The sequence below is a fragment of the Devosia sp. 2618 genome, assembly GCF_040546815.1.
GTDB lineage: Bacteria > Pseudomonadota > Alphaproteobacteria > Rhizobiales > Devosiaceae > Devosia.
Window position 1 is genome coordinate 602,334 of sequence record NZ_JBEPOO010000001.1, and the last position, 13,138, is coordinate 615,471.

Consider the following 13,138-nt stretch of genomic DNA (forward strand, 5'->3'; position numbering starts at 1 on the left):
CCAGCTTAGTCGAACAGGCTCGAAACGCTCTGTTCGCTCGCGGTGCGGGCGACGGCTTCGCCGATCAGTGGCGCGATGCTCATGCGACGGATATTGCCGGCGGCGCGCTGGGCATCGGTTTCCTCGATGGAATCGGTGACCACCAGTTCCTTGAGCTTGGATGCCGCGATGCGCTCGGAGGCCCCTTCGGACAGAACGCCGTGGGTGATATAGGCCGAAACGGCCTTCGCACCGGCCTTGAGCAAGGCTTCGGCCGCGTTGACCAGTGTGCCGCCCGAGTCGACGATATCGTCGATCAGGATACAGGTCTGGCCTTCGACATCACCGATGATGTTCATGACTTCCGACACACCGGCGCGCGGACGGCGCTTGTCGACGATGGCCAGGTTTGCCCCGATGCGACCGGCCACGTTGCGAGCGCGAACCACGCCGCCAACGTCTGGCGAAACGATCATGACGTTCTTGACGTCATAATTGTCCTGAATGTCGCGCACCATCACGGGTGCTGCGGTCAGGTTGTCGGTCGGGATATCGAAAAAGCCCTGGATCTGGCTGGCATGCAGGTCCAGCGTCAGCACGCGGTTGGCGCCGGCCTGGGTGATGAGGTTGGATACCAGCTTGGCCGAGATTGGCGTGCGCGGGGCCGATTTGCGGTCTTGGCGAGCATAGCCGAAATAGGGGATGACGGCGGTGATGCGACGGGCTGACGAGCGGCGGAGCGCGTCGGTCAGGATCAGCAATTCCATCAGGTTGTCGTTGGCCGGGAAGCTGGTCGACTGCAGGATGAACGCATCCTCGCCGCGCACGTTCTCGTGCACTTCCACATAGACTTCCTTGTCAGCGAAACGCTTGACGGTGCAGTCCGTCAGGGGAAGTTCGAGGTAGCTCGCAACGGCCTGGGCAAGGGCACGGTTGGAGTTGCCGGTCACCAGCTTCATGAGAGCGATCCTGTCTCAACTACGCCCCAGGAGGCTGGGGGTATCCAGTTTCGCGGGCAGCTTTAGCGAGTCACAGCCGGACTCGCAACGCGACAAATGGATGATAGGTAAAAGATTTACGACAGGCCGATGATTGCGATCTGCCGACCGGTCTTTGTCGCGTGGTGCGTGGCGTAGCGATGCGAGAAATAGCGGTCGGGGTGGCCATAGGTACAGCCGCCGACGCGGTCGACGGTTTCGATGCCCGCTGCGCGCAGCTGCGCTTCCACAAAACCGGGCAGATCGAAATGGGTCCGCTTGCCTTCCGGCACATGGAAATGGCGCCAGCCATCGGGCTGTAGCGCCACGAAATCGGTCATGAATTGTGGGCCGACTTCGTAGTTGTCGCCCGAGATCGTTGGGCCAATGGCCGCGACGATGCGCTTGGGATCGGCCCCCAAAGCGACCATGGCGTCCACCGTATTGCCGATAATCCCATCGACGGCACCGCGCCAACCGGCATGGGCCGCGCCAATAACGCCCGCTTCGGCGTCGGCAAATAGAATCGGGGTGCAATCGGCGGTGAGAATGCCCAGCGCCAGTGTCGGCAGCTTGGTGACCATGGCGTCGGCATCGAACGCGATGTCGTTGTCCGGATAGTCGGTCAGCGTGCGCACATCGGCCGAGTGCGTCTGGCGCAGCAGGTAAAGGTTCTGGCGCAGATAGCCCAGTTCCTGCGCCGCCCCGCTGCGATTGGCTTCGGCAAGGCGCGGCTCATCGCCAATGGCGATCGACATATTGTTGGAGGCAAACGCGCCGGTGGAGTGCCCACCCTGACGGCCAAAAAAGCCGTGCCGCAGCGATGCAATGCCATCCAAAGCTGTACTGCGTTCGAAAGGCGTCGAGTGCTCTGTCATCTCAGTAAACCTCATCCTGCCAGTAGACCTCATCCTGAGCCCGTCGAAGGACGAGGTCGTGGCACGAAAGGTTTACCCGACCGCGTGGTTCGGCAGGCTCACCATGAGGTCTAACGAGGCGCAAATCCATCACTCAAATCCCGGTGGTTGCAGGCCGGGGCTGGCGGCGCAGAACACCTTGAACAGATTGCCCATCTGCTCGGGTGCAACCAGCCGCGCCTTGGCCGCCGCGATGTCGCTGGCCGATTTCGGATTGGCAGCGGTGAGCGCGCTGGCCCGCTCATTCATACCCATGCGCGTCAGGAACTGGCCCTGCGTGGCCAGCGGCTGAATGGCCAGGCCGGCATTGCGCGCCACATTGCCCAAAGCCTCGAAATCGACATGGGCCGACAGGTCCACCTCGCCGGGTGCATCGAGCACATCGGCAAATTTGTGGCGGCGCACGCCCTGCAGGGTTTCCCCGGTCTGGGTTCGTGCATAGCCGTAATCGATGGCGAGGATGGCGCCGCCCTGCGTCGCGGTAATGCCGGCCAGCCGCTTCATCACTTCGCCATTGGCGAGGCCGACTTCAAACACCGCATTGGTTTCGGCGCCGGCGATGATTTCGGGCATGGCCGTGACCGGGATTGGTGTCGGGTTGAGGCCGAAGCTGAGCTTGCCATCGGTGTGGCCGACCATGCGCTCGTGCCAGCCATCATCCATGCGGACGAACTGGCGGATCGGCAGGGCGTCGAAAAACTCATTGGCCACGACCAGCAGCGGGCCGGGGCCGACCTTTTCAAAGCTGTCGATCCATTTGGGATCATAGGCTTCGAGCCGCGCATTCTGTTCGGCAATCAGAGCCGGATTGGTCTCAAATATCCGCAGGTCCAGCCCATCGCGAAAGCCCTCGGCGCGACAGGCGACGCGCAGGATATCAGCCATCATCGTGCCGCGACCCGGCCCGAGTTCGAGCAGAGTGAACTCTTTTGGGCTCCCCATCTGCTGCCACAGATTGACGAAGAAAAACCCGATCAACTCGCCAAACATCTGGCTGATTTCTGGCGCCGTGACGAAATCGCCCGCCGCACCAAGCGGATCGGCAACCTTGTAATAGCCCTTGGACGGATGCGTCAGGCAAAGGCCCATGTACGTCGCCACCGACATCGGCCCGCTGGTGCGGATCTGCATGTCGATCAGTTCGGGCAGGGTGGGGGCGGTTTCAGTCATGGCGCTATCGTGTCTCATTCACCGGACGGTACCTCCCCCTCGACGGGGGAGGCTAGGAGGGGGTGCGAGAGCCACGATAGCGCGGCCAAACAACCCCCACCCTTGATCCCTCCCCGCAAGGGGGAGGGTGTCGACTGCAGCAATCGCGGCAGCCACTCTACCCACGTATCGCGCTTTCCTTGCGCGTGGCGGCATAGATGATCAGCCCGATCCCGGCCACCACCATCGGCACAGACAGCACCATGCCCTGGGTGATCCAGCCGGTGCCATAGAGGTAGCCAAGCTGTGGATCGGGCAGGCGGACGAACTCGACGGCGATGCGCGACAGGCCATAACCGATGCCGAATACACCAGCCACCAGACCCGGGCGGCGCAGGCTGTAGAAGACGTGGGTGAAAATGCGGATCACGAGGAACAGCAGCAGACCTTCGAGCGCGGCTTCATAAAGCTGGCTCGGATGGCGCGGCTCCTGCAGCGGATCGGTCGGGAAGATCACGCCCCACGGCGCGGTGGTCGGTGCGCCATAGAGTTCGGAATTGATGAAGTTGGCGATGCGTACGAGGAAGATGCCGATGGTCGAGACCGAGGCGATCAGGTCCAGCCCGCTCAGCCAATTGCCCTGCTTCTTGCGGGTGAACAGGATCACCGCCACCATCAGGCCGATCATGCCGCCGTGGTAGGACATGCCGCCGTCGAGCGTGTTGATGATCTCGAGTGGATTACTCAGATAATAGGGCAGGTTGTAGAACAGCACATAGCCGATACGCCCGCCGAGCACGATGGCCAGCATGGTCCAGAAGGCGAAGTCCCAGATATCCTTGGCCGGAAAGGGCGGCTGTCCCTTGTGCCACAGGCGCGTATTGGCCAACAGTCGATAGCCATAGGCGGCACCAAGGCCGACACCGAAAAGGTAGCCCAGGGCATACCAGCGAATAGCAAAGGGCCCAATGGCGAAGGCAATCGGGTCGATATCGGGAAAGGGCAAAAGCGGCTCCTGCGACGTTGCGGCGGACCATTGCCGCTTCGGCCTCTCTGGTCAAGACGGGGGGCATCGCCTAAGTATCGGGCAAGAGGCCAAACCGAATGGGTGTGCGATGAGCCAGAACAGCAGAATTTTCGACGGTCTGGGACGCGTTATGAACGAAGCGGCCGGTGTCGCCGATGGTGTTCGCCGCGAAGTGGAAACGGCGGTTAAGTCGCAGGCCCAGCGCTTTGTCGGCGACATGGACCTGGTCAAGCGCGAGGATTTCGACGCGCTGCGTGAGCTGGTTCAGGTGCAGGGCGAAGAGATCGACGCGCTCCGCAAGGAACTCGCGGCCTTCAAGGGCGGCGCTGCCAAAGCCAAGTAAATTGCGCTTCGCCGTCATTTCCGACGTGCATGGCAATGTTCTGGCGCTCGACGCCGTGCTGGCGGACATAGAACGCCAGGGTGTCGAGGCCGTGTTGTGTCTTGGCGACAATGTGAGCGGCCCAGTCGATCCGGCTGGTGCCGCAGAGCGCCTGATGGCAGTGGATGGCCCCTCCATTCGCGGCAATCATGATCGCTGGGTTGTCGATCCCGAACGGCTGGCTGCCGGATCGGGCTCGGTGGACCATCTTGCCCATTCCCTGCTGAGCGCCAGCCAGCTTGAATGGCTCGCGGCACTGCCGGAGACGGCGATCTATGCCGACAATGTGTTCCTCTGCCACGGCACGCCACAGAGCGACGAGGGCACCTGGCTCGATAATTTCTATACCGGCCGCACCACCACACTGCCCAGCCTTGAGCAGGTGACCGCCCTTGCCGAGGGACTGGATTATCCGGTGCTGTTATGCGGCCACACCCATACGCCGCGCGCAGTGCGCCTGCTTGATGGCCGGCTGATCGTCAATCCAGGCGCCGTCGGCATGCAACTGGTCCACGGATCGCCCGATGCGCGCTATGCCATCGTGGAAAAACGCGTCTCGGGCTGGCACACCCATTTTTTGGCCGTCCCTTATGACCACGAGGAGGCGGCGCGGCGCGCTGCGGACAACGGCTTTCCGCAATGGGCGCAATCGCTGACCAATGGCTGGGTCGGACCGTCCAGCTTGGGCTGATTTTGCCACCCGCAAAAGTGAACGGAACGTCAACCAGACCGCCGCGTTGCAGCGTCTTGGTGTTAACGGTTTGTTAACAGGTCCGACCTGATCTTCCACAAGAGAATGCCGTCCTTGGCTTCCAGCGCGTCCCCTGAATCAGTGACGCAGTGTAGGGTCAATTCATCAGGACGATTCGTAAGCAAGTCGTGCGTGCGGCCAGTTTCTGAGTACCAAAATCGGCGGCCTTTTATTGGGGTCGCGTCACTCGAATTCACGCGTTGCCAGGACGGAAACCGTCAATGTCACTCCTCCAAGTCGAGCCAGATCGCCATGTCCATCCGGTGGACATCATCGAGCACATCGCTTCGATCAACGACTGGAATTTCGAGCGGCAGGACGCCGACGAGATTTCGATCTCGGTGCGCGGTGGCTGGAGCGACTATCACGTTTCGTTCAACTGGATGGAAGATCTCGAGAGCCTGCACATTGCATCGGCTTTCGATCTGAAAGTTCCAGAAGGTCGCCGAAACGAGATCAAGCAGTTGATTTCGCTGATCAATGAGCAACTCTGGATCGGCCATTTCGACATCTGGCAGAAAGAGGGCGTCGTGCTGTTCCGCAATTCGCACCTGCTGACGGGCGGTGCTGATGTGTCGCCGCAGCAGTGCGAAGCTCTATTGCGTTCGGCCACGGATAGTTGTGACCTGTACTACCAGGCCTTCCAGTTCGTGGTATGGGCCGGCAAGACAGCGGCTGACGCTCTCAGTCACGTTATGTTTGAAACGGTAGGCGAAGCATGAGTGTAGCCCTGCGCAATATTGGTCCTGTCATGTTGGTTGGTGCTGGCAAGATGGGGCTGGCATTGGCGCGGGGATGGCTTGATGCGGGGCTGCCGCCCAACAATCTTTTGCTGGTCGATCCCAATCCGGGCGACGAAGCGCGCGAGCTGGCCGAAGACTACGACCTGACCATCAGCGCCGAGGCGGCCGGTTTGCAGCCCAACGTGCTGGTGCTGGCGGTCAAGCCACAGATCATCGACGCGGTGATGGGCGAACTGGCCCCGGTCATCGGCCCCAAGACCCTCGCAATCTCCATTGCAGCCGGCATCGACATTGCCCGGCTGTCGCGTGGCCTCGATATGGATCGCGTCGTCCGCACCATGCCCAATACCCCCGCCCAGATCGGCAAAGGCATCACCGGTGCTGTCGCGGGTCCCGGCGTTTCGGCCGAAGGTCGTGACGTGGCCGAGGCGCTGCTGCGCGCGGCAGGTCCCGTAGTCTGGTTTGACGATGAAGCTCAGCTTGATGCGGTAACGGCGGTTTCGGGCTCAGGCCCGGCCTATGTGTTCCATCTGGTCGAGGCGCTGACCGAAGCTGGCAAGCGGCAGGGCCTGTCCGATGCGGTGGCCGAGCAATTGGCCCGGCAGACGGTGATCGGCTCGGCAGCCCTGCTCGAAGCCGATCCCGCGCCGGCATCGGTGCTGCGCCAGAATGTGACCTCGCCAAATGGCACGACGGCCGCTGGTCTGTCGGTGCTGATGGGCGAAAACGGCCTCACCGATCTGGTCGACCGCACCGTCACCGCTGCGCGCAAGCGCAGCGAAGAGCTCGGTCGCGCCTAGCCAAAACATCGGCCTCGGAAAACAAAAAAGGCGCGTCTCTCCAAGTGACGCGCCTTTCAAATGTGTCAGTCCAGATGTCGTCAGCTGGCGGTCAGATTGTCCGCAGCGGATTTCCCGGTCCGCTTGTCTTTGACGATTTCGTAGTTGACCTTCTGGCCTTCATCGAGAGCGTTCAGGCCGGAGCGCTGAACCGCTGAGATGTGGACAAAAACGTCTGCCCCACCCTCGTCGGGCTGGATGAAGCCGTAGCCTTTTTGACCGTTGAACCATTTTACGGTGCCAGTTGCCATGATGCGCGTTCCCTCGTGCAGTCGCTGCTGGTAGTCGGTCCGGGCCACGATTGACCCAAGACATTGCCTGAATCGAAATATCGGAAAGTGACGTCAGCAAGCGAGATTGGAGTTCGCATAGACAGATCGGTCGGCCGCAATATTCGATCGGGGGAGCGTACAGCGAAAAAAAACGCCGTTCAATATCTGTTTACACACGTCAAAATGCCCGGAAAAGTGAGCCACTTTGCCGGGTTTGAGCAAGTCATCGTCAAGTGTTTGCGCCAGACCGGAGAGGTCTGACAGCGATGCTGAACGGTCCACGAGCGGTCTAAAAGGCTGCTCGGGTTGGGCATCACGTCCGGCAATGCAACTTGGGGAACACTGCGAACGCCCTCATAATAGCTCAATTCGGCTTGTTGCAAACACGCACTATCGCCGCACCAGTTGCGTATTTTGGCAACTCTTTCGCTTGATTTCCCGAAAAACTTGCGTCAAACCGCACCTTGTGGGGCCTGTCCCATAACCCCTGAGAACCGCTCGTCTTGACCAAGACGTTTCATTCTTCCGGCGACGTGATCGCTGACCGCCGTGCCGGCTATGCAAAAATGCTGGCCGATGGGGGAGACCATGCTGCCGCAGCAGACCTCATGGGCCAGGCGCTCGATCTGGTCCCTGAATGGGCCGGTGGCTGGGATTTGCTCGGCACCTATTGCGAAAAAGCCGGCGATATTTCTGGGGCCATCTCCGCCTGGCGACATCTTGAAGCGCTCGATGACGAGGGCGTTTTTGGCGCAGGGCTAAAACTGGCCGCGCATGGCGCAGGCAGCGCGGCAGATGGCACCGCCGTCAGCTATGTCGAGGCATTGTTTGACCAATATGCGCCTCAGTTCGAGCATTCGCTGGTCGACAAGCTCGGCTATCGCGTCCCCGACCTGCTCGACGATCTGCTGACTGAGCAGATGGCTCGACTGGGCATTACGGCGTTCAGCCGTGCGCTCGATCTCGGCTGCGGCACCGGTCTGATGGGCGAACGTCTGCGCGCCAAGACCGCGTTTCTCGAAGGCATCGACGTGTCTGCTGCGATGATCGCCGAGACGGCCCGCAAGGGTATCTATGACAGCCTGCAAAAGGCCGAACTGGTCGCCGCGCTCAATACCCGCCGCGCCGATGCCGATCTGGTGACGGCCGCCGACGTCTTCATCTATTGCGGCGCTCTGCAGCCCGTGCTGGCCGCGCTCATGCCCGCCCTCCAACCAGGCGGGCTCGTGGCCTTTTCGCTCGAAGCCCATGACGGGCCGGAACCACTCTTCCTGCGTCCGTCGCTGCGTTACGCGCACGGCATCGAGGCGACCCGCGATGCGCTGATTGTCGCCGGGCTTGAAGTGTTGCGTTTTGAAACCGCCGTGCTGCGGTTTGACCGGGGCACGCCGATCACTGGCATGTTGATCGTCGCCCGTCGTCCGCCGCTCGAACTTTCCGCCGCCAATGACGCGCATAGCGACGGCGGCGATGTGGCAGCATAACAGCTAGGCAAACCGGCCTGTGCTTGGCACAAGCGGTCACACCTCCAGCCGCGAGCTTGCCATGAACACCATCCGCTACGACTTTCGCTCCGACACTGTGACCAAGCCATCTGCCGCCATGCGCGCCGCCATGGCCGAGGCCGAGGTCGGCGATGACGTCTATGGCGACGACCCGACGGTCAACCTGCTGGAACAGCGCATGGCATCGCTCTTGGGCAAGGACGCCGCGATCTTTGTCAGCTCCGGCACGCAGTCCAACCTTTTGGCCCTGATGAGCTATTGCGGTCGTGGCGACGAGTTCATCGCCGGGCAGGACGCCCATTGCTACAAATACGAGGCTGGCGGCGCAGCGGCCCTTGGCTCGATTCAGCCGCAGCCGATTGCTCACAAGCCCGACGGCACCATGGATCTGGGCGATATCGAACGCGCCATCAAGGCCGACGATATCCACTTCGCCACCACCAAGGTGATCGCGCTCGAAAACACCATCGGCGGCAAGGTGCTCCCGGTCGACTACATGACCCAGGTCGGCGACATCGCCCGCAAGCATGGCCTCGGCCTGCACCTCGACGGCGCCCGGGCCTTTAATGCCATCGTAGCGCTGGGCACCGATATCGGCACCTTCACCGCTGGTTTTGACTCAGTCTCGATCTGCCTGTCCAAAGGTCTTGGCGCGCCCGTCGGTTCGGTGCTGGTCGGGCGGCAGGACCTGATCGACACCGCACGCCGTCACCGCAAGATGTTGGGCGGCAGCATGCGCCAGTCCGGCATTCTCGCCGCAGCGGGTCTCTATGCGCTCAATCACAATGTCGCGCGCCTAGCCGATGATCATAACCGCGCCAAGCGGCTGGCCAATGCGCTGTCGGCTTACCCCGCGCTCACCGTCACCATGCCCGATACCAATATCGTCTTTGTCGACGTCGATGCCAGCGTGGGCGATCGCTTCACCGAGTTCCTGCAGGGCAGGGGCGTCGGCGTCACCGGCCGCTACGGCCAGCAACGCTGGGTAACCCATCTCGACATCGACGACGCCGCCATCGACGGCGCCCTGGCCGAAGTCGCCAGTTTCTTCCCGTAGTCCGCTGTCGCAGCGTCCTTAACGATCTCTGACGAAACCGCTGGCAATCGGCGCCATCCTGGGGGATTTCACTAAGGTTGGCAGATTTCCGAGAGGAGTCGGGATGCTGAGTGAGCTGTCAGGGCGGGGCGACTATGTCAGCCGCACCCTGTGCACGATTGCTGAAATCGACGCCGTAGCCGAGCAGTGGCTGGCGGTCGAGCAGTCTTGCGTCAGCCAACTTTCGTATTTCCAGACCTTTTCGTGGTGCCGCGGCTGGGTCGAGCAGTTCTGCGGCCCGCGCGGGCCAAAACCCCATATCCGCACCGTCTGGCAGGGCGACCAACTGGTCGCCGTCTGGCCGCTGATGATCGCCGGCGGTGGCATCGGCCTCAAGCGGCTCGAAAATCTCGGCGAACCACATTCGCAATATTGCAACGTCATCATCCGGCCCGACGCCGACAACGATGCGGTGATGGGTCTGCTGGTCGACGGTCTCGCCAAGGGCAAATGGGACGTGGCGGTGTTTCGCCCTGTGCCGGCTGACTCGCGGCTGGCGCGCGCCCTGCGCCATTTGCCCAGCATTCGCGGCTATGAAAACGAAGCCTCGGTGCTGGACCTGTCGCGCTACGAGAGCACGCAGGATTACACCGCCCAGCTCGGCAAACTGCAGAAGCGCAATCGCAATCGCCGCCGCAACCATCTGGCGCGGCTGGGTGAGCTGTCCTTCTCCATGGTCTGGCCCGGCCATCCCGAATTTGCCGAACTGGTGCGTCTTGCCGCGACCATGAAGCGACGCTGGCTCAGCGAAACCTCGCGCTACAGCGTTGGCTTCGCCATGGCGGAATACGAGACCTTTCTGTCCCAGCTCGACGGCAATGCTGATGCACTGTCCGGCGCGTGTCTCTCCGTCCTGCGGGTCGGCGGCAAGGTCGTTGCGCTCGAACTCGGCTTTATCCAGAACAAGCACTATTACGCCTATCTTGGCGGCTTCGACTGGGACCTGCGCCAGTTGTCGCCGGGCAAGGTGCAGATGGAAATGACCGTCGGCTGGCTGATCGACAATGGCGTCGAGGCCTATGACCTGCTGGTCAATCCAGCCGATTACAAACGGTCCTGGAGCAATCGCGACATCAAGCTGCGCGGCTATGCGCTGCCGCTGACCTGGCGCGGCTGGCTTTATTCGGGCGCCTGGCTGCCGACCATTCGCCCGGCCATCAAGCGCGTCCATTCGATGATCCCGGACCTGTTGCGGCGGCTTGCCACGGCGGGGCAGGGAGTGGTCTGCCTTTTCCTCTATGTCTAGCCCCGCACGCGGCGGGCTGATCGATACGGCGCTGGCTTTCGGCATTCGCGTGCTGAGCGCTGGGCTGATGTTCGGGCTGCAGGTGCTGCTCGCCCGGTTGATGCCGCTTGATGGCTATGGCGGTTTCGTCACCATCTGGACCTGGATGCTGGCGCTGGGCAGTTTCGCCGCACTCGGCTTTGCCGAGTCCAGCGTTCGTTTCCTGCCGCGCTACCGGGCACGCGGACGCGAAGGCCATATTCAGGGCTATTGGCGCTATGGGCTGCGGCTGGTCGTGCTCGTTTCCGGTGCGGTGGCGGTGATCGCAGCGGGTGCGGCTTTGCTCTATGGCGCCGAGGCCGGGCCGGGACTGATGGTCCTGCTGGTGGCGCTTGGCCTGCCGTTTCTGGCAGTCGAATATTATCTCGAAGGCATTGCCCGCAGTTTCGGCTGGTTCCGCCTCGCCGCCGTGCCGGTCTACATCATCCGGCCGCTCCTGATCGCGGCGCTCTGCCTTGGCCTGACGCAAGCGGGCGTCGTGCTGACGCTGCCGGTGGTCGGGGCGGTGCTGGTGGTCTCTATGGCAATGGTGGCCATCGGTGTCGCGCTGGTGGTGGCATCGCGGCTGAAGTCCGAGGAGAGCGTGCAGTCTTCGCCCCGTCGCCAGAGCCTCTGGCTTAGGGCGTCCCTCCCGCTGCTGGTCGTTTCCGGGCTAGAAGATCTGCTGAGCTATTCCGACGTTCTGGTGCTCAGCCTTCTCGCCAGCCCCGATGAGGTCGCGATCTATTTCGCTGCGGCACGGACCTTGGCTCTGGCCAATTTTGTCGCCTATGCGGTCTATCTGGTGTCCGGTCGACGCTTTGCGCTCGATCTCGCCTCCCGAGACCGGGGTGAATTGCAACGCTCGATCAGCACCGCATCGCGGCTGACCTTCTGGTCGACGCTGGCCGCCGTCGCGGTGACGTTAGCGGTGGGGCCCTACCTCCTCGCGGCGTTCGGCGCAGGCTTTGCCGATGGTTATGTCGTCATGGCCATTCTGGGTGCAGGCCTGATTGCCAAGTCGATTTCGGGGCAGGCGGGGGAATTGCTGGTCGTCACCGGCCGCCAGCGCGAAGTGATCTGGTTGTCGGCGGTGGTGCTGGTCTCCAGCGGCGCGCTTTGCTTCGTGCTGGTGCCCATGTTCGGCATCATGGGCGCCGCCATCGCCACGGCGACGACCATGCTGGTGCGCAGCCTGGCCTTGATCGCCACCGTCTGGCGCGTCGAAAAACTGCAGGTCGTCGCCCTGGGTCTGCCGCTGCGGATCGGTGTCTGACCGACCCGCAGCGATTGCGTCAGGCGTTCTGCCAGTGCCGGTAGAGTGCCGCAATGTCGGCGCTGCATAGCAGGGGCATGGCGGCCTCTAGCTGATCCTCGGACCAGTCCCACCACTGCATTTCGAGCAGCATGGCGATCTGCTCGTCATTGAAGCGCTTGCGGATGGGCTTGGCTGGGTTGCCGCCGACAATGGTGTAGGGCTCGACATCCTTGGTCACCAAAGCGCGGGTGCCGATGACCGCGCCGTGGCCGATGGTGACGCCCGCCATGATGATGGCCTCCGAACCAATCCACACATCATTGCCGATCACGGTATCGCCCGCCGCCTTGAAGCCGTCCACGGCTCCCGCAAATTCGGGGTGATCGGGCAGATAAAAGAACGGGAACGTGCTGACCCAGTCGTTCCGGTGGCCCTGATTGCCGGCCATGATGAAGGCGGCGCCCGAGCCGATGGAACAGAAACTGCCCACGATCAGCTTGTCGGCGCCCTCATGCGGCAAGAGGAACCGGGCGCAGTCGTCAAAGCTGTGGCCGTGATAATAGCCCGAATAATAGCTGTAGCGCCCGACAACGATATTGGGATGGGTGACCTGACGGTCAAGCGGAATGCCCTTGAAGGGGCTCTCGAAAAAATTGGTCATTTCTGTCTCTGAGGTCGACCTGCCGACAGAACGTCGCTCTCCCTTGCGAGAGCAAACGGCACAAGGTCAGGCAGGGTGGTGAAATCGAAGATCCGCACGGCTACCGAGGGGGCGGCCATGATCAAGCGGAATGCCGCTTGTCGGAAGTGCTCCGCTGAACGCGCTTAGGCGATCAGGTGCACGTGGTGCTTGGTTGCTTCGATTATCATGGGGGCGAGGATAGGTCCCCGGGCAGTGGTGTCAAGTTCGCCAGCAGGGAGCAGCCAGTAGACCTCACCCTGAGCGTGTCGAAGGGCGAGGTCGTGGCTGGATGGTGCC

14 protein-coding genes are annotated in these 13,138 nt (G+C 62.1%); 8 read left to right on the top strand and 6 right to left on the bottom strand.

Annotated features, from left to right (window positions below; genetic code table 11):
- Positions 1 to 5: 5 nt before the first annotated feature.
- The 4 genes from ABIE28_RS02850 to lgt all read right to left on the bottom strand — a co-directional run bounded on the left by ABIE28_RS02850 (position 6) and on the right by lgt (position 4,028).
- Positions 6 to 938, bottom strand: a complete 933-nt coding sequence (locus ABIE28_RS02850) for a ribose-phosphate pyrophosphokinase (protein WP_354059936.1) — start codon at positions 936 to 938, stop codon at positions 6 to 8.
- A gap of 116 nt (positions 939 to 1,054) precedes the next feature.
- Positions 1,055 to 1,834 (bottom strand): peptidoglycan editing factor PgeF, encoded by a 780-nt coding sequence (pgeF, locus tag ABIE28_RS02855; protein ID WP_354059938.1) that lies wholly within the window; start codon positions 1,832 to 1,834, stop codon positions 1,055 to 1,057.
- 129 nt (positions 1,835 to 1,963) lie between these two features.
- On the bottom strand, positions 1,964 to 3,043 hold the full coding sequence (locus tag ABIE28_RS02860) for a class I SAM-dependent methyltransferase (RefSeq protein WP_354059940.1): 1,080 nt from the start codon (positions 3,041 to 3,043) through the stop codon (positions 1,964 to 1,966).
- 157 nt (positions 3,044 to 3,200) lie between these two features.
- Positions 3,201 to 4,028, bottom strand: a complete 828-nt coding sequence (lgt, locus tag ABIE28_RS02865) for a prolipoprotein diacylglyceryl transferase (RefSeq protein WP_354059942.1) — start codon at positions 4,026 to 4,028, stop codon at positions 3,201 to 3,203.
- A 109-nt stretch (positions 4,029 to 4,137) separates the two neighbouring features.
- On the opposite strand from lgt, the gene ABIE28_RS02870 reads away from it, so the two are divergent.
- From ABIE28_RS02870 to proC, 4 genes are all read left to right on the top strand, one after another.
- Entirely contained in the window at positions 4,138 to 4,392 is a 255-nt protein-coding gene (locus ABIE28_RS02870) for an accessory factor UbiK family protein (RefSeq protein WP_354059944.1), read from the top strand.
- A gap of 1 nt (position 4,393) precedes the next feature.
- The gene (locus ABIE28_RS02875) at positions 4,394 to 5,122 is read left to right on the top strand and encodes a metallophosphoesterase family protein (RefSeq protein ID WP_354059946.1); all 729 of its coding nucleotides are present in this window, start codon (positions 4,394 to 4,396) and stop codon (positions 5,120 to 5,122) included.
- A gap of 281 nt (positions 5,123 to 5,403) precedes the next feature.
- On the top strand, positions 5,404 to 5,904 hold the full coding sequence (locus ABIE28_RS02880) for a type III secretion system chaperone family protein (RefSeq protein ID WP_354059948.1): 501 nt from the start codon (positions 5,404 to 5,406) through the stop codon (positions 5,902 to 5,904).
- On the top strand, positions 5,901 to 6,725 hold the full coding sequence (gene proC / locus ABIE28_RS02885) for a pyrroline-5-carboxylate reductase (RefSeq protein ID WP_354059950.1): 825 nt from the start codon (positions 5,901 to 5,903) through the stop codon (positions 6,723 to 6,725). The genes ABIE28_RS02880 and proC overlap by 4 nt, the downstream gene beginning before the upstream one ends.
- Positions 6,726 to 6,805: 80 nt before the next feature.
- Here the strand turns inward: proC and ABIE28_RS02890 are convergent, their stop codons facing one another.
- A complete protein-coding gene (locus ABIE28_RS02890) occupies positions 6,806 to 7,015 on the bottom strand; it encodes a cold-shock protein (protein WP_354059952.1) in 210 nt (69 codons plus the stop codon).
- A gap of 524 nt (positions 7,016 to 7,539) precedes the next feature.
- On the opposite strand from ABIE28_RS02890, the gene ABIE28_RS02895 reads away from it, so the two are divergent.
- From ABIE28_RS02895 to ABIE28_RS02910, 4 genes are all read left to right on the top strand, one after another.
- Positions 7,540 to 8,520 (top strand): class I SAM-dependent DNA methyltransferase, encoded by a 981-nt coding sequence (locus tag ABIE28_RS02895; RefSeq protein WP_354059954.1) that lies wholly within the window; start codon positions 7,540 to 7,542, stop codon positions 8,518 to 8,520.
- Positions 8,521 to 8,581: 61 nt separating this feature from the next.
- Positions 8,582 to 9,598 (top strand): low-specificity L-threonine aldolase, encoded by a 1,017-nt coding sequence (gene ltaE / locus ABIE28_RS02900; RefSeq protein WP_354059956.1) that lies wholly within the window; start codon positions 8,582 to 8,584, stop codon positions 9,596 to 9,598.
- A 103-nt stretch (positions 9,599 to 9,701) separates the two neighbouring features.
- On the top strand, positions 9,702 to 10,883 hold the full coding sequence (locus ABIE28_RS02905) for a GNAT family N-acetyltransferase (protein ID WP_354059958.1): 1,182 nt from the start codon (positions 9,702 to 9,704) through the stop codon (positions 10,881 to 10,883).
- Positions 10,876 to 12,177 (top strand): lipopolysaccharide biosynthesis protein, encoded by a 1,302-nt coding sequence (locus ABIE28_RS02910; protein ID WP_354059960.1) that lies wholly within the window; start codon positions 10,876 to 10,878, stop codon positions 12,175 to 12,177. The genes ABIE28_RS02905 and ABIE28_RS02910 overlap by 8 nt, the downstream gene beginning before the upstream one ends.
- Positions 12,178 to 12,196: 19 nt before the next feature.
- On the opposite strand, the gene catB is transcribed toward ABIE28_RS02910, so the two are convergent.
- The gene (catB, locus tag ABIE28_RS02915; protein WP_354059961.1) at positions 12,197 to 12,820 is read right to left on the bottom strand and encodes a type B chloramphenicol O-acetyltransferase; all 624 of its coding nucleotides are present in this window, start codon (positions 12,818 to 12,820) and stop codon (positions 12,197 to 12,199) included.
- Positions 12,821 to 13,138: the final 318 nt, after the last annotated feature.